We start from the raw sequence: 18,729 nt of genomic DNA, 5'->3' as shown, positions 1-18,729 counted from the left end.
CCGGGCTACGAGTGTCACCCCTTGTACGCCCGCACCCGCTTCAGCATCTGCTCGACATGCGCGATCGGGGTTTCCGGCTGAATGCCGTGGCCGAGATTGAAGATCAGCCTTCCCTGCGCGTAGTTCGCCAGCACGTCGTCGACCGCGCGGTCCAGCGCCGCGCCGCCCGCAATCAGCGCCAGCGGATCAAGGTTGCCCTGCACGGCGACGCGGTTCTGCACGCGCTCGCGGATCAATGACGGTTCGGCCGCCCAGTCGATGCTGACCGCGTTGACGCCGGTCGCTTCGACATAGGCCGGCAGCAATGCGCCGGCGCCGCGGGGAAAGCCGATGATCCTGGCGTCAGGCACCTTCGCGCGCACGCCGGCGACGATGCGTTTCGCCGGTTCGATCGACCAGCGCTCGAATTCGCGCGGCGGCAGCACGCCGGCCCAGGTGTCGAAGATCTGCAGCGCGTCCGCACCGGCGGCGAGCTGCCCGAGCAGATACTGGATCGAATTCTCCACCAGCGTGTCGATGATTTGCGCGAACGCCTCCGGATGGCGATAGGCCATCATCCGCGCCGGCGCCTGGTCCGGTGTGCCCTGACCGGCGACCATATAGGTCGCCACCGTCCACGGTGCGCCGCAGAAGCCGATCAGCGCGATGTCGGAGGCGAGCTCGCGCCGCACACGGCGCAACGCTTCATAGACCGGCTCGAGCTTTCCGAAATCGGCGCCGCGCGCCAGTGTCGCCACCTTCTCGGGCGTATCCAGCGGATCGAGCCGCGGGCCTTCGCCGGCCTCGAAGCGCACCGAGCGGCCGAGCGCATGGGGGATGACGAGAATGTCGGAGAAGATGATCGCAGCGTCGAAGTTGAAACGGCGGATCGGCTGCAGCGTCACCTCGGCGGCATATTCCGGCGTGAAGCAGAGATCGAGAAAGCTTCCGGCCTTGGCGCGCAGCTCGCGATATTCGGGCAGATAGCGGCCGGCCTGGCGCATCATCCATGCCGGCGGCACCTGCTGCCTGCGGCCGGAGAGCACTTCGATGAAGGGTTTGACCGGGGATGTCTGGGACAATCGGAGAGTTCCTGCGAGCGGCGATGGATAGCTGCGCTCCTGATACACGCAGCGACCTGCCTGGCCAAGGACTGATGTGGAACCGGTGTAAATCCGCCGCGTTATCCAGGCCATGGAGGTACCCAATGGCTGAGAAATTCAACCCTGCGCCGCATGACAAGCATGCTGCCGATCCCCGCGAGGCGATGCTGGCCGACCGGGAAATGCATGAAAAGCTCGAGAAGGGTCTGGTCGATACGTTTCCCGCATCGGATCCCGTGAGCGCCGTACAGCCGGCGCCGTCAAAGGTCGACGCCGAGACCCCGTCGCTCTGGAACAAGGTGCTCGCCGTATTCCGCTAGGCGAGGTTCCGGCGCAACTGCATTCAAGCGCGTCATCAGACGAAGGCGGCTTGTCGTGGGCAAGCCGCCCTTGCTTTGCTCGTCTCAATAATGCGGCGGCCGTTCGTTCGCAGGGCCCGGCACATTGCTTTCGGCTTCCCGCACGCGTTCCTTGAGCTCGCCGAACTGGCGCGTCAATTTGTCGATCTCGGCCCATTGCGCCGTGATCGTCTGGTTCAGCGTCTCGATGGTTTCGTCCTGGTAGGCAATCCGCATTTCCAGCGCATCGATCCGTTCGCCGAGGCCTTTGACATCACTCATCGGAGCCGCCGTTCATCTTGTGCTCCCGCAGACCATGGCCCAGCGCCACCCGCTCGTCGAAAACGAAGCATTCGCCGCGCCAGCGGCTTTCAGATTCAGGGACGCCTTCCAGATAGCGCAGGATGCCGCCCTTGAGGTGATAGACCTCGTCAAATCCGCGCGCCAGCAAATAGGCGCTCGCCTTCTCGCAGCGGATGCCGCCGGTGCAGAACATCGCGATCTTCGTGTGCTTCGCCGGATCGAGTTTCTCCGCGGCGAAATCCTTGAACTGGCCAAAGCTCGTGATGCCGGGATCGATCGCGCCTTCGAACGTACCCATCGCAACCTCGAAGGCGTTGCGGGTATCGATCACGAGCGTATCGGGCGCTGCAATCAACGCGTTCCAATCCGCGGGCTCGACATAGATGCCGACCTGCCGCGTCGGATCGGCGGCGGTATCGCCGAGCGTGACAATTTCCTTCTTCAGGCGGACCTTGAGCCGCTGGAACGGCATCGCGGCAGCGCGCGAAAACTTGAGTTCGAGGTTGTCGAGCCGGCCGCCGAAGAGGTCGCCGTGCTGCAATGCCTGGACGAGCGCGTCGATGCCCTCATCGCTGCCCGCGACCGTGCCATTGATACCCTCGTGCGCCAGCAGCACGCTGCCCTTGATGCCGAGGCTGTCGGCAAGCGCGCGCAGCGGCTCGCGCAACTCCCGGAAGTCCGGCAGCGCGGCGAACTGATAGAGGGCGGCGACCTTGAGCATGGCGATCGTTTATCAGGCCCGCCGGGGACGGGAAACCCCGCAAAGCCCTGCAAATTCCGCGCATTGCCCCCGATGCCGCATTGGCATGCCAGCCATTGCCCTGCCCGGGAGGAATGTGCCAAGAACGCTGCCGAACCCGCGATGCCCACCCTGCGGGATGCACTTGCAACGCTGAAGAGCAACGCTGAGAGAAAGCACGCGCGATGAGGAATTTCCATTTTGCCGGCCGTTCCACGGTCCATGCCCAGAATGCGATGGTGGCGACGTCGCATCCCGAGGCCGCGCTCGCCGCGATCGACGTGATGCGCGCCGGCGGTACGGCGGTGGATGCCGCGGTGGCCGCCTGCGCGCTGCTCGGCGTCATCGAGCCGCAATCGACCGGCATCGGCGGCGATTGCTTCGCGCTGATCCAGCCCAAGGGCGAGGGCAAGATCGTCGCCTATAACGGCTCCGGCCGCGCGCCGATGGCCGCCACGGCCGAATGGTATCTCGAGCGCAAGATTCACTCGGTGCCGCTGACGTCGGCCCATGCGGTGAGCATTCCCGGCGCGATCGACGCCTGGGACACGATCCTGCGCGACCACGGCAAGATGGGGCTCGACAGCCTGCTGCAGCCTGCAATCAAGGCCGCCGAAGAGGGCTACGTCGTCGCGCCGCGCATCGCCTTCGACTGGAAGAACCAGTTCGAGAAGCTGAAGAACGGCACCAATACCGGGCGATATCTGTTGCCGCACGGCAAGCCGGCGGTGGCCGGCGACGTGATCCGCCAGCCGGAGCTCGGCAAGACGCTGCGCGCCATCGCCAGGAACGGCCGCGATGCGTTCTACAGCGGCGAGATTGCCGCGGACATGGTGGAAACCCTGCGCGGCATCGGCGGCCTGCACACGCTGGAGGATTTTGCGGCGCATTCGACCGAGGCGACGTCGCCGATCGGCACCGTGTACAAGGGCCACGACGTCTGGCAGTGCCCGCCGAACGGCCCCGGCATCACCATGCTGGTGATGCTCAATATCCTCTCCCGTTTCGATCTCACCAAGTTCAAGCCGCTCAGCATCGAGCGCTTCCATCTCGAGGCCGAAGCCGCCCGCATCGCCTACATGATGCGTGAGCAATATATCGGCGATCCCGCGCAGGTGCATGTCGATGTCGCGGGCATTCTCGCCAGGGAATTCGCCGAGGAGCATATCAAGAACATCCGGATGGACCGGCTGCTCGATCTGCCCAATGTCGCGCCGCCGATGAATCCGTCCACCGTCTACATCACCGTGGTCGACAAGGACCGCAACGTCTGTTCCTTCATCAACTCGATCGCGCATTCGTTCGGCTCGGCGATCGTCTCCAACAAGACCGGCATCCTGCTGCAGAATCGGGCCGGCGGCTTCCGGATTCAGCCCGGCCACCCGAACTGCATCGCGCCGGGCAAGCGGCCCCTGCACACGATCATTCCGAGCCTTGCCACCAAAAATGGCCGCGCAGTGATGCCGTTCGGCGTGATGGGCGGCCAGTATCAGCCGGTCGGTCAGAGCCACGTGCTGACCAACATCCTCGACTATGGCTGCGACGTGCAGGAAGCGATCGATATGCCGCGCGGCCTGCACTATGAGGGCGTCTACCAGCTCGAAGACAGCGTGCCGGCCGAAATCGTCGAGGGCCTGAAAAAGATCGGGCACAAGACCACCAGCGTGGTCGCCCCGCTCGGCGGCGGCCAGGCGATCTGGATCGACTGGGAAAAGGGCACGCTGACCGGCGGCTCCGATCCCCGCAAGGACGGTTGCGCGCTGGGCTATTGAGCGTCTAGAAGCTCCGTCTCTCCGAAAAAGAGGTTCAACGATGCGCTTTTCCCGACGCACGATCTTCCAGACCGCCTTTGCCGCCATGGCAGCCGCGGTTGCCACGCCCGCTGCCGTCAGCACGGCATCGGCCCAGACCGCAGGAAAACCCATGACCACAGCTTCAGGTTTGCAGATCATCGACAGCAAGGTCGGCACCGGCGCATCGCCGACGCCAGGCCAGACCTGCGTCATGCACTATACCGGCTGGCTCTACGAGAACGGCCAGAAGGGCAAGAAGTTCGATTCCTCGGTGGATCGCAACGAGCCGTTCGAGTTCAAGATCGGCCAGCGTCAGGTGATCGGCGGCTGGGATGAGGGCGTCGCCTCCATGAAGGTCGGCGGCAAGCGCACGCTGATCATTCCGCCTGCGCTCGGCTACGGCGCGCGCGGCGCCGGCGGCGTCATCCCGCCGAATGCGACGCTGATGTTCGACGTCGAATTGCTGGCGGTGAAGTAAGGCGCAAACGAGGGAGGCGCACCGTGAAGGTCTCGATCCTCGACGATTATTTCGACACGCTGCGCACCCTCGACTGTTTTGCCAAGCTCGCCGGGCATGACGTCACCATCTGGAACGATCACGTCCAGGGCGTCGACGTGCTGGCGGAACGCCTGAAGGACACAGAGGCGCTGGTGCTGATCCGCGAGCGCACGCAGATCCGTACGCCGCTGCTGGAGCGCCTGCCAAACCTGAAGCTGATCAGCCAGCGCAGCGTGTTTCCGCATATCGACATCGATACCTGCACCCGGCTCGGCATCATCGTGTCGTCGAGCCAGCATGCCGATACGCCGTCCTATGCGACCGCCGAATTCACCTGGGGCCTGATCCTGGCGGCGATGCGCGCCATTCCGCAGCAGATGGCGGCGCTCAAGGCCGGCAAATGGCAGATCGGCGTCGGCCATACGCTGCGCGGCAAGACGCTCGGCATCTATGGCTACGGGCGGATCGGCGCCGTCGTTGCCGGCTACGGCAAGGCGTTCGGCATGGACGTGCTGGTATGGGCGCGAGAGCCGGCGATGGCGAAGGCCCGCGCCGACGGCCATGCGACCGCAGCCGGCAAGGCCGATTTCTTCGAGCGGTGCGACGTGGTTTCGCTGCACATGCGGCTCGTCGACGCGACGCGCGGCATCGTCAAGGCGGAAGATCTCGCGCGCATGAAGCCGTCAGCGCTCCTCGTCAACACCAGCCGCGCGCCGCTGATCGAGCCGAATGCGCTGGTCAATGCGCTGCGCGCCGGGCGTCCCGGGATGGCCGCGGTCGACGTCTACGAGAAGGAGCCGCTGCGCGACGTCAACGATCCCCTATTGACCATGGATAACGTGGTCTGCACGCCGCATCTCGGCTACGTCTCGCGCGACGAATACGAACTCCAGTTCACCGATATCTTCGACCAGATCCTGGCCTACGCCGCGGGAACGCCGACGAATGTCGTCAATCCGGACGTGATGTCCCGCCGGCGTTGAGAGGGCGGCGGGTGCGCCCCGCCATGACGAAAGCCGGGGCGCCCATGCGCCGCAGACGCCTTTATCTTCTGGTTTGCTGCCCTGCTTTTCGATAGTTTCAGGACAAACGATCTTTCGAGAAGGCGCCCCATGACCGGCACGCACGACCACAGCCATTCGCACCATCACCACGATCACGACGAGCGCTGGAAGCATGACGGTGTCCGCGTCATTCCGGGCAATCAGCTCGATCCCAACGTGCCTTCGACCGCGGGCATGGACCGCAAGGCCGCGATCAATTTCGCCCGCGTCGGCGCGCAGAAATTGTGGGCGGGGACCGTGACGATCAAGCCCGACGCCAAGACCGGTGCGCACCATCACGGCCATCTCGAAAGCATCATCTATGTCGTGAAGGGCAAGGCGCGCATGCGCTGGGGCGAGCACCTGCAATTCACCGCTGAAGCCGGCCCCGGCGATTTCATCTTCGTGCCGCCCTATGTGCCGCACCAGGAGATCAACGCCAGCCCGGACGAGGTGCTGGAGTGCGTGCTGGTGCGCAGCGACGGCGAGGCGGTTGCGATCAACCTCGACATCGAGCCGGTGGAGAAGCCCGAGAGCGTGCTGTGGGTCGATCCGGTGCACCGCGATCCCGCCGAGAAGAAATAAAGAATAACAATCATCGCCGTCGTTGAGGATGGCGCGGGAGGAATGCCATGAGGCTCGTTCGCTACGAGAGCGCAGGCCACGTCGCCACCATCACGATGGACCGCGCCTCCGCCCATAATGCGCTCAACAACGCGCTATGCGACGAGCTGCGCGAAGCCTGGCAGCGCTTTCAGGACAGCGACGACCGCGTCGCGGTGCTCGCATCGTCCGAGGAGAAGTATTTTTCGGTCGGCGCCGATGTCAGGGATCTCCCGGTCAACATGTGGCATGCGGTGCCGGGGCTGGGTGTCGATCTGGACAAGCCGGTGATCGCCGCGACGTCGGGATGGGTGGTCGGCGGCGCCTTCGTACTGGTGCAGATGGCTGACATGTGCGTGGCCTCGGAGACGACGCGCTTCATCTATCCCGAAGGCAAGATCGGCACCACCGCCGGCGGCGTCTCCTCGGTGATGGCGCGGATGCCGCACAAGATCGCGATGGAGTTTCTGCTGGTCGGCGAGGAGATGTCGGCGGAGCGCGCCTACCAGATCGGTTTCGTCAACAAGGTGGCGCCGAAGGGACAGCACGTCGTGCTGGCCCAGGAGATGGCGGCCAAGATTGCGGCCAATGCCCCGCTGGTGGTGCGCGCCCTGAAGAAGCTCGCCCGCGACGCCATGCCCAAGGGACCGCTGGAAGGGGTCGCCGAGGTGCGCCGTATGCTCGATGCCATCAGGGACAGCGAGGACCTCAAGGAAGGCGTCAAGGCCTTCGCCGAAAAGCGCAAGCCCGAGTTCAAGGGCAAGTAGGAATTGCACGGCAACGTGCGGGTTGCGTAGGCGAGGATACTCGTCCGCTCGCGCGATCGTGTTCGCACGGCGGCGCGCCTGCCTGCGCTCGGAATGATGCTCCCTGCTAAGCTTGTCCAGGAAAAATCTTGGCCTGGAGATCAAGCAATGACGAATTCCGACGATCTGGTGGCGCGACGTACCGTCCTCTCAGGCCTCGGCTTCGGCGCGGCGGCGATCGCAGCTATGCCGGCGCGGGCTGCCACGGCGGCCCCTTCCGAGGGTGGAGAAATCTGGAGCAGCGAATACTGGACCAGGAAGGGCGATGTTCCCTTGTGGATGTTTCGCAAGCGGATCGGTGCGCCCAGGCCCGGCGAGGCAGCCCGGCCGGTCGTATTCTTTGTCCACGGTTCATCGGTGACGTCGCGGGTGTTCGATCTCAGCGTGCCCGGCAAGGGTGAATATTCCGCGATGAACGAGTTCGCGCGCTATGGATTCGACTGCTGGACCATGGATCACGAGAATTACGGGAAGTCCGGCCGCACGTCAGGCAATGCCGACATCGCCAGCGGCGTCGAGGATTTGAAGGTCGCGGTCGAACTGATCGCGCGCGAAACCGGTCAGAACAGGGTTCATTTCGTCGGCGAATCCTCCGGCGCGTTGCGCGCCGGCGCCTACGCCATGGTGGCGCCTGAGCGCGTCGGCCGTCTGGTGTTCGCCGCATTCACCTACAAGGGCGAGGGATCGCCGACCCTGACCAAGCGGGCCGAGCAGCTTGACTATTTCCGTGCGCACAACATGCGCAAGCGTGATCGCGACATGATCCGCTCGATCGCGACACGGGACAAGCCCGGCACTTCCGATCCGGCCGTGATGGAGGCGCTGGCGGATGTCGAGTTGCAGTTCGGTGACCAGGTCCCGACCGGCACCTATCTCGACATGACCGCCAATCTGCCCGTGGTGCATCCGGAGAAGGTGCTGGCGCCGGTGCTGCTGGTGCGTGGCGAATATGATGGCATCGCGACCGTCGCCGATCTCGAGGAATTCTACAACAAGCTGCCGAACGGCGACCGCCAACTCATCATCCTGCCTGGCACGGCCCATTCCGTGGCGCTGGCAATCAACCGGCAATTGTTCTGGCACGTGACGCGGGCTTTTCTCACCATGCCGACGCCGGCCCAGCAGTTCGTCTTTGGAAGCCACGGCACGCGTTTCTGAACAAGCTTGATCGCGCCAGCTCTTTCCTCGTCATGAGGGTTTGACCCTGCTGCCGAAGTTGGGGCCATGTTGCCGCTCCAGCCGAACAGTCGCGTCCACTGTACGCGCAGTTCATTGCGAGATTGGGGCGGTCGGTTCCGACGGCGATTGAGGCGTCAAACGGGTTGCATAAAAATCTGAAGCCGTCACACTCGCTTTTCCCGCCATGTCGTCGGGCCAGTTTCTTCAGTAGCCTGTCCGTGAAACCAGCAGATCAAGCAGTCCCTGTCCTGTCTGTTTCGATGTTCGCAGCGGCGGTGCTTTTCATCCTGACGCATGTCGCACTGCTGACCGGTGTCACCACGCCGGAGAAATTCTATTTCGACGAGGTTCACTACGTCCCGGCGGCGCGGCAGATGCTCGAGCCGGTTATGCGAGAGCCGATGCTCAATCCGATGCATCCGCCACTCGGCAAGCAGCTTATCGCCCTCTCGATCCGTTCATTGGGGGATACGCCGCTGGGCTGGCGGTATCCTGGCGTCGTGTTCGGATCGCTCGCCATCGTCGCGGTGTATCTATGCGGCCTGGCGCTGTTTGCGGCACATGGGCCGGCCATCGCGGCGAGCCTGCTCGTCTTTTTCAATCAGATGCTGTTCGTGCAGTCGCGCATCGCGATGCTGGATATTTTCGGACTGACTTTCAGCCTGTTCGCCATCGCGGCGTTCATTCACGGCTTCCGAAGAGAGCGCCCGCACGTCTGGTTCGCGCTGGCCGGGATCTGCCTTGGCCTGTCCGCGGCCTGCAAATGGAGCGGGCTGTTCGTGCTTGCCGTCTGCATCGTCATCATCGCGGCGATCCGCCTGTTGCAAAGCTGGCGCGCGGAATTCGCCGATGCGAGCGCGGAGGATTGGTACCGGCCCGATCGCTGGCCGGGCTTCAAGGCCTGGCACTTTGCAGCCTGCTTCATAATGATTCCGGCCGCCGTCTATCTCGCGACGTTCATTCCGCTCTACGGGTTTTCAATTCCGGATATCTGGGAAGCGCAACGGCGGATCTTCAGCGACAACACGACCACCGCGATCGCGGGGCACACCTATATGAGTTCGTGGCCGTCCTGGCCGTTTCTGGTGCGCCCGGTCTGGTATCTCTTCGACAAGGTCGGTGAAGACCATATCGCCGCCGTGGTGTTTCTTGGCAATCCCGTCATCCTGTGGCCGGCGCTGGCAGCCGTCGCGATCTGTCTGCGTGACTGGGTCGTGACGCGGCGGGCCGATGCCTTCCTGATACTGGCATTCTATTTCGGTCCGTACCTCGCATGGGCGTTGCTGCCGCGAACGCTCGGCTTCATCTATTACTACCTGCCGGCGGCGACCACGGCGAGCTTTGCGCTGGTATATGCCTTGAGGCGCGGCAGTACGCCGGCGTGGTTGCTGTGGGCTAGCGTTGCGATCGGCTTTGCTGGCTTCGCCGCGATGTTGCCGATCTCGGCCGCGTTCATCGGCACATCGATGGCGACGTTCAACCGCCTGATGATCTTCCAGAACTGGATTTGAGCGGCCATCGCACCGCAATAGAAAGAGCCGCCAGCCGAAAGCGGCCGACGGCTCGATCTTCAAAATCTCACTTCGCCGCGGTCTTGGTGTCCATGTTCACGACCTGGACGCGGCGGTTGATCGGGTCCATCGGCGCGTTCGGATCCTTTGGCCTGGTCTTGCCGTAACCGACGGTCACCAGGTTCGCGCCGGCAATGCCGTACTGTTCGCTCAGGTACTTCTTGATCGTATCGGCGCGACGCTCGGAAAGATCCTGGTTGTACGCCTCGCCGCCGATCGCATCGGTATGACCGGCGACCACGAAGGTCGAACCCTTCAGGCTGGCATCGGATAGCGCCTTGCCGAGTTCCTGCACGGCCGAAACCGAGTTCCTGCTGATGTCGGCCGAGTTGTAGTCGAACTGGATTTCCAGATCGATCTTGGGCTTGCCCGCGGCCAGTTCCGCGATCTCCTGGCGCTCGCCGAGCGACAGCGACCGGGTCTTGCGGTTGCGCAGGGAGTCGACGAAGTTGGTTTCCTTGGCCTTGGCGGTGGCATCCACCGGCTGCTGCGGACCGCTCGCAAGGCCGCGGGTCGCGACCGGCTTCGGCTTCAGCGCGTCCAGGATCTTGTCGGCCGAAACGGTGTCGCCAGCAGCGGCCAGGCCCACCGTCATCGACAGCGCGGCACCGACAGTCATGATTGAAAGTCCGAGATAGCGGGTCATTGTCCTAATCCTCAGTGTTAACGCCTGCAAACTGGCGTGCATGACGTTTTGATGCTGCGACGATAGGACCGGTTCAAATCCCGCAATGTGACTCAAATCACAGTATTGCAGGCCCCGGCTTTCCGCGCATTGCCCGATGATGTCCTGCATCATCTCCGGAGTTCTACGGAGCAGCGCCCATCCGAGCTTTCGATATCGCGACGCTGTGCAGAACGCTCGCGAACTCGTTTGGAATTTTGCGTTTGTGGTCGATACTCAAGTGTCGAGAAGGCTCCTTGATTCACAAAAAAAGCCCGCACGTCGCGCTGGCGCCGATGTGTGGACAACAAATCGGCCAGATGCGTCTCTAGCAGAACGCATCACAAAAAAATCTGCAGAAGAAATCGTTCGGGCAACCAATCGGGCGGCGCGGTGTTACAGTCAGTCAAACGTCAGCGTGAGTATCTCGGCTATCGTGCCAGTGCATCGGAGCCTGCCGGTTCCGGAACTTCCATGCCAACACTGATCGGCGCGGCGCTGATCGCCGCTGCAATCTTGCTGTCGACGCTGATCAACGCGCTCGGCAGCCGCTATGTCGGGTTCGAAAGTCCGACGGAGGAGAGCGCGTGGCTGGTCGATCGGATGACCGGTCAAGTGTACAAATGCCATGCGCCCCAGCCCGGCCCCGCTTCCTGCGAGGCCGAGATCGCAACCGGCAGCGTCGAAGAGCGGCAGAAGCGGTGAGATAGTTCCGCGCTGCGGAGCCGTGATCGGGAACCCGGGACTCCCCCAAGGCGCGAATCCCGCTACATTGCCGCGCGATGCCCCGCGCGAATGAACCCCGACCCCTGACCAAGCTGGAGGCCCGGCAAATCTGGCTGCAGGCCCAGCGGCTCGATGTCAGCGAACCGTTCGGCGCCGGACCCGAGGCCGTCGCGGCCGCGGTCGATCATCTCGGCTACGTCCAGATCGACACCATCCACGTCATCGAACGCTCGCACCATCACATTCTCTATAGCCGTATCCCGGGGTATGTCCGGGCGGATCTGCGCCAGGCGCAAAGTGTCGACAAGAGCGTGTTCGAATACTGGACGCATGCGCTGTCCTACGTGCCGGCCAGGGATTTTCGCTTCTTCATTCCTTCCATGCGGGAACACCGGCGCAACGGCCACAAATGGTTTGCGTCCGTGAAGCCGGAGGACACAAGCAAGGTGATGCGGCTGTTGCGGCGCGATGGCGCGCTGACCATCCGCGACATCGATGATGACGTGCTGACCGAGAAGGAACATCTGTGGCAGAGCCGCAAGCCCTCGAAACGGGCACTGCAACTCGCCTTCTATACCGGCGACGTGACGATCTCCGAACGCACCGGCATGCTCAAGACCTATGAACTGATGGCGCGGCATTTCGGCTGGGACAAGCCGCCGAAGCCGGCCAGTTCGGCGGAGATAACTGCCTACCTGCTTGATCGCGCGTTGCGGTCGCAAGGCATCGTCAGCCTCGATTCGATCTGTCATCTCGACGCGCCGAGCAAGGCGGCGGTACGGCGGCTGATCGAGGCGCGGGTGCGGCGCAAGGAACTGGTGCCGGTCGCGCTCGAAGGCGCCGGCAAGCAGGAACATTGGGGCCGACCGGAAGTCCTGGAGATTGATACGGCGGCGGAGGCGGGCGAGGGGCCGCTGCACATCCTCTCGCCGTTCGATCCACTCATTATCCAGCGCAAGCGCACCGAATTGTTCTTCGACTACGGCCACCGCTTCGAGGCCTATGTGCCGAAGGAGAAGCGCGTATTCGGCTATTTCGCACTGCCGGTCCTGGTCGGACAGGACATCGTGGCCGCCATCGACCTGAAGACCGACCGCCAGGACAAGAAATTGCTTATGCAAAAATGGAGTTGGGTCGGCAAGGGCGCTGCGAGGGCGGCGCGAAAGGATTATAAGCGCCGCATCGAGGAGGAACTGCACCGTTTCGAGCGGTTTCAACTGGGGGAATGAACCCGGACTTCGGGCCGCGTTGTCCGGCGAAAGAGTTGAGCCCCTCGTCAACGGAATGCCCGCGTTACGCCAGCGCGGGCATCTTGCATTGCAAGAGCGGGTTCGGCTCGCTAATCGTCGGGCATAAGAAACCGAGGGGAGAAACCCATGAGCCAGTCCGCCGCGCCGACCCCCAGTGAGATCGAAGCATCCACCATCCGCGCGATCTCCTGGCGGCTCATTCCGTTTCTGGTGCTGGCCTACTTCTTTTCCTATCTCGACCGCGTCAACCTCGGCTTCGCCGCGCTGGAGATGAACGCCGACCTGAAGTTCACGCCGCTGATCTTTGCCTGGGGCGCCGGCATCTTTTTCATCGGCTATTTCATCTTCGAGGTGCCGAGCAACCTCGCGCTGGAAAAATTCGGCGCCAGCCGCTGGATCGCCCGCATCATGGTGACCTGGGGCATCATCTCGGCATTGATGGCGACGGTGAGCGGCGAACTCAGCTTTTACGTTCTCCGCTTCCTGCTCGGCGTGGCGGAAGCCGGCTTCTTCCCCGGCATCATTCTTTATCTCACCTACTGGTATCCGGCCGAATATCGTGGGCGGTTTCTTGCGGCCTTTGCCATCGCCGTTCCCATTTCCACGGTGATCGGTGCGCCGATTTCGGGACTGCTGCTTGGCCTCGACGGCGTGATGGGCCTGCGCGGTTGGCAGTGGCTGTTCATCCTCGAGGGCATCCCCTCGGTGCTGCTCGGGATCGTCACCTGGTTCTATCTGACCGATAAGCCGGAGAAGGCCGACTGGCTGACGGCGGAACAGAAGGCATGGCTCGCCGCAAAGCTGCAGGCCGAGACCGCGACCAAGCAGGCGGCCAGGCACCTGACGCTCGGGCAGGCGCTGTCGTCACCGAAGGTGATCATGCTGAGCCTGATCTATTTCGGCTTCGTCGGCGCGCTCTATGGCATGCAGTTCTGGCTGCCGCAGATCGTCAAGGCGTTCGGCCTCACCAACGCGCAGACCGGCTTCGTCACCGCGATTCCCTATCTGTTCGGCACCATCGCGATGATCCTGTGGGCCCGGCACTCCGATGCCACCCGTGAACGCGTCGCCCATGTCGGCGGCCCGCTGCTGCTTACGGCGGCGGCGCTTGCCGCTTCCAGCTACCTCACCGACCCCACCATCACCATGGCCGTGCTGACGGTGGCGGCGATCGGCGTCTTCTGCACCTTCGCGGTGTTCTGGACATTGCCGACGGCATGGCTGTCCGGCACGGCCGCGGCCGGCGGAATAGCGCTGATCAATTCGATCGGCAACCTCGCGGGCTTCGGTGGGCCGTATCTGATCGGTTGGGTCAAGGAGGCGACCGGCTCGACCTCATCCGGCCTGTTGGTGCTGTCGATCCTGCCGCTCATTGCCGGGCTGCTGGTGTTCCTGGGCGGGCACGAGACGAAGACAGAGTTTGCGGGGGCGGGGCCGGTCAAGCAGTAAGGCCGACGCAGCCGGTGCGTTCGTGCTCTCGGGTGCGTCACGCTCTCGTTGACCGCAGGGAATGCTGCGGTCCGACGCCATAGAGATCGGCCGCGCGTCTTCGGATCGCAGCCGGGGCGTTGCAGTCAGCCGGTCAGCCTCGCCCTTCTCACAACTTTGAGAAGTGGGCCGGCTGTCGCGCGGGCCGCCTGTATGCCGCGGAAGGCGAATTAGCTCTGCCGGCACATCAACCCACTGGGCGGTCAGGGCTATTGACCGGGCATCTTCGAAAGCAGGGCGGCTCGCGCGTCGTTAAGACGTCGTTAACTCACGAAATGGTGTCTTGTGACGATTATTGACATTCGTCAATCAACATTCGATAGTTTCAGAAAATTCATGGAGAAGACCCGATGTTCGCCCGTTCGATTTTCTCGAACTATTACAGACTCTTGACCGGAGCGTCGCTGGCATTCGCAGTGGTTGCCTTGGGCGGCTGCAATGAAAAAGCGGCTGAAGCTCCCGCTCCGGGACGGCCGGTTCTGGTCGCCACGGTGAAATACGCGGCCGAGACTCCCGAGCGCAGCTTCGTCGGCACCATCCGCCCCCGGATCGAGACCGACATGGGTTTTCGCGTTCCCGGCAAGGTCGCCCGGCGCCTGGTCGAGGTCGGCCAGACCGTGGATGTCGGCCAGCCGCTCGCCATCCTCGACGAGGTCGATCTGAAGCTGCAGGCCGAGCAGGCGGAGGCCGAGTTCCGCGCCGCCACCGGCGTGCTGGCGCAGGCCTCAGCCTCCGAGCAGCGCGCCAAGGACCTTCGCGCCAAGGGCTGGACCACCGACGCACAGATGGACCAGAGCCGGGCCGCCGCCGACGAGGCGAGGGCGCGTTACAATCGCGCCGAGCGGCAGGTCGAACTGACCAGGAATTCTCTCTCCTATGCGACGCTCGAGGCGGATACCCGCGGCGTCGTCACCGCGACCCTGATCGAGCCCGGCCAGGTGGTCGCCTCAGGCCAGACCGCGGTCCGTGTCGCGCGCTTTGCCGAGAGGGAAGCGGTGGTCGCCATCCCCGAGACGCTGGTCGGCCGCGCCAAGTCCGGCACGGCTTCCGTAACGCTGTGGTCGGATGCGGAGAAGAAATACACCGCGAAGCTGCGCGAGATCGCGCCCTCGGCCGATCCGGCGACCCGCACCTATCTTGCGAAATTCTCGCTGCCGGAAGCCGACGACAAGGTCTCGCTCGGCATGACGGCGACGCTGACGCTGGCGGATGCGGCGACCGAGCGCGTGGCAAAGCTGCCGCTCTCGGCGCTGTTCAGCCAGGGCGGCAATCCCTCGCTCTACACCGTCGACGATGCCGGTGCGGTGAAGCTGCAGCCGGTCGTCGTGAAAGCCTACGAGAGCAATTCCGTCGTGATCTCCAGCGGTGTCAACGATGGCACCAAGGTCGTCGCGCTCGGCGTGCAGAAGCTCGATCCCGCGCAGAAGGTTCGCGTGGTCTCATCATTGTCGTTCTGAGTTAGTTGGAGAGTGACATGAAGCGCTTCAATCTCTCGGGCTGGGCGGTCAGCCATCCGACCCTGATCCTGTTCCTGATGATTGTGCTCGGCGCCGCCGGCTTCTTCTCCTACGAGCGGCTCGGCCGCGCCGAGGATCCGTTCTTCACGGTCAAGGTGGTCAACGTCTCGGCGATCTGGCCGGGTGCGACCGCGCAGGAAATGCAGACCCAGGTCGCCGATCCCATCGAGAAGAAGCTGCAGGAGCTGCCGTTCTTCGAGAAGGTGCAGACCTATTCCAAGCCCTCGTTCACAGCGCTGCAGGTCACGTTCAAGGATTCGACCCCGCCAAAGGACGTGCCCTACCTGTTCTATCTCCTGCGCAAGAAGCTCGTCGACGTGCAGGGCCAGCTTCCCGCCGGCCTGCTCGGTCCGAACGTCAACGACGAATTCTCCGACGTCGACTCCATTCTCTACATGATGATCGGCGACGGCGCCGATTATGCGCAGTTGAAGAAGACGGCCGAGGGCCTGCGCCAGCGCCTCCTGAAGGTCGCCGGCGTCACCAAGGTCAATCTCTACGGCGTCCAGGACGAACGCATCTTCGTCGAATTCTCGCACGCCAAGCTGGCGACGCTCGGCATCACGCCGCAGGCGCTGTTCGACTCGCTCGCCAAGCAGAACAACGTCACCCCGGCCGGCACGGTGGAAACCTCCTCGCAGCGCGTGCCGCTGCGCGTCACCGGCGCGCTCGACGGCGCCAAGGCCGTCGCCGAAACCCCGGTCGAGAGCAACGGCCGCGTGTTCCGGCTCGGCGATATCGCAACCGTCACCCATGGCTTCGTCGATCCGCCGACCTTCGTCGCCCGCCAGAAGGGCAAGCCGGCGATCGGCATCGGCGTCGTCACCAGCAAGGGTGCCAACATTCTCGAACTCGGCAAGGAGGTCGAGAAGGCCTCCGCCGAGTTCATGAAGGCGGTGCCGCAGGGCATCGAAGTCGAGCAGATCGCCGACCAGCCGAAGGTGGTCGAGCGCGCGGTCGGCGAGTTCGTGCATTCCTTCATCGAGGCGCTGGCGATCGTGCTGTTCGTCTCCTTCGTGGCGCTCGGCTGGCGTACCGGCATCGTGGTCGCGATGTCGGTGCCGCTGGTGCTCGCCATCGTCTTCATCGTCATGAACGCGATGTCGATCGACCTGCACCGCATCACGCTCGGCGCGCTGATCATCGCGCTCGGCCTGCTGGTCGACGACGCCATCATCGCCGTCGAGATGATGGTGGTGAAAATGGAACAGGGCTGGGACCGCGTCCGCGCGGCGTCCTTTGCCTGGGAATCAACTGCGTTTCCGATGCTCACGGGAACGCTGGTCACGGCCGCTGGCTTCCTCCCCATCGGCTTTGCCAATTCGGCGGTCGGCGAATATGCCGGCGGCATTTTCTGGATCGTGGCGATCGCGCTGGTCGCGTCCTGGTTCGTCGCGGTGATCTTCACGCCCTATATCGGCGTCAAGCTGCTGCCCAACATCGCCGTGCACCATAACCACGATCCGCATGCGATCTATGAAACGCGGATGTATCGGGGCCTGCGCGCCGTCGTGCAGTGGTGCGTCGACCACCGGATCAAGGTGGTGGCGGCAACGGTTGGCGTCTTCGTGCTCTCGATCATCGGCTTCGGCCACGTCCAGCAGCAGTTCTTCCCGCTGTCCGAGCGGCCCGAACTGTTCCTGCAGCTCCGCCTGCCGGAAGGCACCGCCTTCAACGTCACGGAGAAGTCGGTCAAGAAGGCCGAGGCGATGCTCAAGGACGACAAGGACATCGCGACCTTTACGTCCTATGTCGGGCAGGGTTCGCCGCGCTTCTGGCTCGGACTCAACCCGCAACTGCCGAATGAGGCCTTCGCCGAGATTGTCATCGTGTCGAAGGACGTCGAGGCCCGCGAGCGGATCAAGGCGCGGCTGGAGAAGTCGGTCGCCGAGGGCGAACTGTCCGAAGCCCGGGTGCGGATCGACCGCTTCAATTTCGGCCCGCCGGTCGGTTTCCCGGTTCAGTTCCGCGTGATCGGGCCCGACGCCAATACCGTTCGCGACATCGCCTACAAGGTGCGCGATGTGATGAAGCAGAATCCGAATGTCGTGGAGCCGCAGCTCGACTGGAACGAGCAGTCGCCCTACCTGAAGCTGGTGGTCGACCAGGACCGCGCCCGCGCGCTCGGCCTGACCCCGCAGGACGTCTCGCAGGCGCTTGCGATGCTGATCTCGGGCGCGCAGGTCACCACGATCCGCGACGGCATCGAGAAGGTCGGCGTGGTTGCGCGTGCGATCCCGTCGGAGCGGCTCGACCTCGGCCACGTCGGTGACCTCACCGTCACGTCGCGCAACGGCGTTGCCGTGCCGCTGCAGCAGATCGCCAAGATCGAATATTCCCACGAAGAGCCGATCATGTGGCGACGTAATCGCGACATGGCAATCACAGTGCGCACCGACGTCGTCGACGGCGTCCAGGCTCCCGATGTCACCAACCAGATCTGGCCGAAGCTGAAGGAAATCCGCGATCATCTCGAGCCTGCCTACCGGATCGAGCCGGGTGGCGCGTTCGAAGAATCCGCCAAGGGCAATGCCTCCATCTTCGTGCTGTTCCCGCTGATGGTCATGGTGATGCTGACGCTGCTGATGATCCAGCTTCACAGCTTCTCGCGCCTGTTCCTGGTGTTCCTGACCGCCCCGCTCGGCATCGTCGGCGCTTCGCTCGGCCTCAACGTCGCCAACCAGCCGTTCGGCTTCGTGGCGCTGCTCGGCCTGATCGCGCTTGCCGGCATGATCATGCGCAACGCGGTGATCCTGGTCGATCAGATCGAAATGGACGTTTCCCAGGGCCTGACGCGAAGGGAAGCCATTGTCGAAGCCACGGTTCGCCGTGCCCGCCCGGTGGTGCTGACCGCGTTGGCGGCTATCCTGGCCATGATCCCGCTATCCCGCTCCGCTTTCTGGGGTCCGATGGCGATCACCATCATGGGCGGCCTGTTCGTTGCAACGTTCCTGACCCTGCTGTACCTGCCGGGCCTTTACGCCCTGTGGTTCCGGAAAAGCCTGGAAGAAAGCGGCCAGGCCGAACAGCCTGATCTTGCGGCGCAACATGAGATCAAGTTGCATTCGAAAGGACCACACGCGATTCCGCTTGCCGACGCCGCAGAATAATTGAACATTGAGAGCTGA

General features: G+C 63.7%; 17 protein-coding genes. 13 read left to right on the top strand and 4 right to left on the bottom strand.

Going from position 1 to position 18,729, the window contains the following annotated elements:
* Positions 1 to 14: 14 nt before the first annotated feature.
* Positions 15 to 1,061 carry a uroporphyrinogen decarboxylase gene (hemE, locus tag V7E26_RS01870; protein ID WP_324412879.1) on the bottom strand — a complete coding sequence of 349 codons (1,047 nt, stop codon included), beginning with the start codon at positions 1,059 to 1,061 and terminating at the stop codon, positions 15 to 17.
* Between the two features lie 125 nt (positions 1,062 to 1,186).
* Between hemE and V7E26_RS01865 the strand changes: the two genes are divergently transcribed.
* Positions 1,187 to 1,402, top strand: a complete 216-nt coding sequence (locus V7E26_RS01865; protein WP_324412877.1) for a hypothetical protein — start codon at positions 1,187 to 1,189, stop codon at positions 1,400 to 1,402.
* A gap of 84 nt (positions 1,403 to 1,486) precedes the next feature.
* Here V7E26_RS01865 and V7E26_RS01860 read toward each other — a convergent pair whose 3' ends face one another.
* A complete protein-coding gene (locus V7E26_RS01860; protein ID WP_324412875.1) occupies positions 1,487 to 1,702 on the bottom strand; it encodes a SlyX family protein in 216 nt (71 codons plus the stop codon).
* Entirely contained in the window at positions 1,695 to 2,444 is a 750-nt protein-coding gene (trhO, locus tag V7E26_RS01855) for an oxygen-dependent tRNA uridine(34) hydroxylase TrhO (RefSeq protein ID WP_324412873.1), read from the bottom strand. Before trhO ends, V7E26_RS01860 begins: the two co-directional genes overlap by 8 nt.
* 203 nt (positions 2,445 to 2,647) lie before the next feature.
* Between trhO and ggt the strand changes: the two genes are divergently transcribed.
* The 7 genes from ggt (at position 2,648) to V7E26_RS01820 (ending at position 9,896) form a co-directional block, all read left to right on the top strand.
* A complete protein-coding gene (gene ggt, locus V7E26_RS01850) occupies positions 2,648 to 4,234 on the top strand; it encodes a gamma-glutamyltransferase (protein ID WP_324412870.1) in 1,587 nt (528 codons plus the stop codon).
* Positions 4,235 to 4,319: 85 nt separating this feature from the next.
* Entirely contained in the window at positions 4,320 to 4,733 is a 414-nt protein-coding gene (locus V7E26_RS01845; protein WP_324413078.1) for an FKBP-type peptidyl-prolyl cis-trans isomerase, read from the top strand.
* Positions 4,734 to 4,756: 23 nt separating this feature from the next.
* Positions 4,757 to 5,737: a D-2-hydroxyacid dehydrogenase family protein gene (locus tag V7E26_RS01840; protein ID WP_324412869.1), complete on the top strand. Its 981-nt coding sequence runs from the start codon at positions 4,757 to 4,759 to the stop codon at positions 5,735 to 5,737.
* A gap of 129 nt (positions 5,738 to 5,866) precedes the next feature.
* Positions 5,867 to 6,382, top strand: a complete 516-nt coding sequence (locus V7E26_RS01835) for a cupin domain-containing protein (RefSeq protein WP_324412867.1) — start codon at positions 5,867 to 5,869, stop codon at positions 6,380 to 6,382.
* Between the two features lie 47 nt (positions 6,383 to 6,429).
* A complete protein-coding gene (locus V7E26_RS01830; protein WP_324412865.1) occupies positions 6,430 to 7,167 on the top strand; it encodes an enoyl-CoA hydratase/isomerase family protein in 738 nt (245 codons plus the stop codon).
* Positions 7,168 to 7,314: 147 nt separating this feature from the next.
* Entirely contained in the window at positions 7,315 to 8,364 is a 1,050-nt protein-coding gene (locus V7E26_RS01825; protein ID WP_324412863.1) for an alpha/beta hydrolase, read from the top strand.
* 281 nt (positions 8,365 to 8,645) lie between these two features.
* On the top strand, positions 8,646 to 9,896 hold the full coding sequence (locus V7E26_RS01820; protein WP_324412861.1) for a phospholipid carrier-dependent glycosyltransferase: 1,251 nt from the start codon (positions 8,646 to 8,648) through the stop codon (positions 9,894 to 9,896).
* A 67-nt stretch (positions 9,897 to 9,963) separates the two neighbouring features.
* Here the strand turns inward: V7E26_RS01820 and V7E26_RS01815 are convergent, their stop codons facing one another.
* The gene (locus V7E26_RS01815; RefSeq protein WP_324412858.1) at positions 9,964 to 10,602 is read right to left on the bottom strand and encodes an OmpA family protein; all 639 of its coding nucleotides are present in this window, start codon (positions 10,600 to 10,602) and stop codon (positions 9,964 to 9,966) included.
* A gap of 492 nt (positions 10,603 to 11,094) precedes the next feature.
* Here V7E26_RS01815 and V7E26_RS01810 point away from each other — a divergent pair, with 492 nt between their 5' ends.
* From V7E26_RS01810 to V7E26_RS01790, 5 genes are all read left to right on the top strand, one after another.
* A complete protein-coding gene (locus V7E26_RS01810; protein ID WP_324412856.1) occupies positions 11,095 to 11,325 on the top strand; it encodes a hypothetical protein in 231 nt (76 codons plus the stop codon).
* 77 nt (positions 11,326 to 11,402) lie between these two features.
* A complete protein-coding gene (locus V7E26_RS01805; RefSeq protein WP_324412854.1) occupies positions 11,403 to 12,575 on the top strand; it encodes a winged helix-turn-helix domain-containing protein in 1,173 nt (390 codons plus the stop codon).
* A gap of 147 nt (positions 12,576 to 12,722) precedes the next feature.
* Positions 12,723 to 14,045 carry an MFS transporter gene (locus tag V7E26_RS01800; protein WP_324412852.1) on the top strand — a complete coding sequence of 441 codons (1,323 nt, stop codon included), beginning with the start codon at positions 12,723 to 12,725 and terminating at the stop codon, positions 14,043 to 14,045.
* 389 nt (positions 14,046 to 14,434) lie between these two features.
* Positions 14,435 to 15,541: an efflux RND transporter periplasmic adaptor subunit gene (locus tag V7E26_RS01795; protein WP_324412850.1), complete on the top strand. Its 1,107-nt coding sequence runs from the start codon at positions 14,435 to 14,437 to the stop codon at positions 15,539 to 15,541.
* Between the two features lie 17 nt (positions 15,542 to 15,558).
* Positions 15,559 to 18,711 (top strand): efflux RND transporter permease subunit, encoded by a 3,153-nt coding sequence (locus V7E26_RS01790; RefSeq protein WP_324412848.1) that lies wholly within the window; start codon positions 15,559 to 15,561, stop codon positions 18,709 to 18,711.
* The last annotated feature ends 18 nt before the right edge of the window (positions 18,712 to 18,729 follow it).

The organism is Bradyrhizobium sp. (genome assembly GCF_036735945.1).
In the GTDB taxonomy this organism is placed as follows: domain Bacteria; phylum Pseudomonadota; class Alphaproteobacteria; order Rhizobiales; family Xanthobacteraceae; genus Bradyrhizobium.
This window is presented reverse-complemented; position numbering and strand designations above follow the sequence as displayed.

Coding starts and splice junctions, on each gene's coding strand:
- V7E26_RS01865 (WP_324412877.1), top strand. CDS start 1,187: ATGGCTGAGAAATTCAACCCTGCGCCGCATGACAAGCATGCTGCCGAT.
- V7E26_RS01860 (WP_324412875.1), bottom strand. CDS start 1,702: ATGAGTGATGTCAAAGGCCTCGGCGAACGGATCGATGCGCTGGAAATG.
- trhO (WP_324412873.1), bottom strand. CDS start 2,444: ATGCTCAAGGTCGCCGCCCTCTATCAGTTCGCCGCGCTGCCGGACTTC.
- ggt (WP_324412870.1), top strand. CDS start 2,648: ATGAGGAATTTCCATTTTGCCGGCCGTTCCACGGTCCATGCCCAGAAT.
- V7E26_RS01845 (WP_324413078.1), top strand. CDS start 4,320: ATGGCAGCCGCGGTTGCCACGCCCGCTGCCGTCAGCACGGCATCGGCC.
- V7E26_RS01835 (WP_324412867.1), top strand. CDS start 5,867: ATGACCGGCACGCACGACCACAGCCATTCGCACCATCACCACGATCAC.
- V7E26_RS01830 (WP_324412865.1), top strand. CDS start 6,430: ATGAGGCTCGTTCGCTACGAGAGCGCAGGCCACGTCGCCACCATCACG.
- V7E26_RS01825 (WP_324412863.1), top strand. CDS start 7,315: ATGACGAATTCCGACGATCTGGTGGCGCGACGTACCGTCCTCTCAGGC.
- V7E26_RS01820 (WP_324412861.1), top strand. CDS start 8,646: ATGTTCGCAGCGGCGGTGCTTTTCATCCTGACGCATGTCGCACTGCTG.
- V7E26_RS01815 (WP_324412858.1), bottom strand. CDS start 10,602: ATGACCCGCTATCTCGGACTTTCAATCATGACTGTCGGTGCCGCGCTG.
- V7E26_RS01810 (WP_324412856.1), top strand. CDS start 11,095: ATGCCAACACTGATCGGCGCGGCGCTGATCGCCGCTGCAATCTTGCTG.
- V7E26_RS01805 (WP_324412854.1), top strand. CDS start 11,403: ATGCCCCGCGCGAATGAACCCCGACCCCTGACCAAGCTGGAGGCCCGG.
- V7E26_RS01800 (WP_324412852.1), top strand. CDS start 12,723: ATGAGCCAGTCCGCCGCGCCGACCCCCAGTGAGATCGAAGCATCCACC.
- V7E26_RS01795 (WP_324412850.1), top strand. CDS start 14,435: ATGTTCGCCCGTTCGATTTTCTCGAACTATTACAGACTCTTGACCGGA.
- V7E26_RS01790 (WP_324412848.1), top strand. CDS start 15,559: ATGAAGCGCTTCAATCTCTCGGGCTGGGCGGTCAGCCATCCGACCCTG.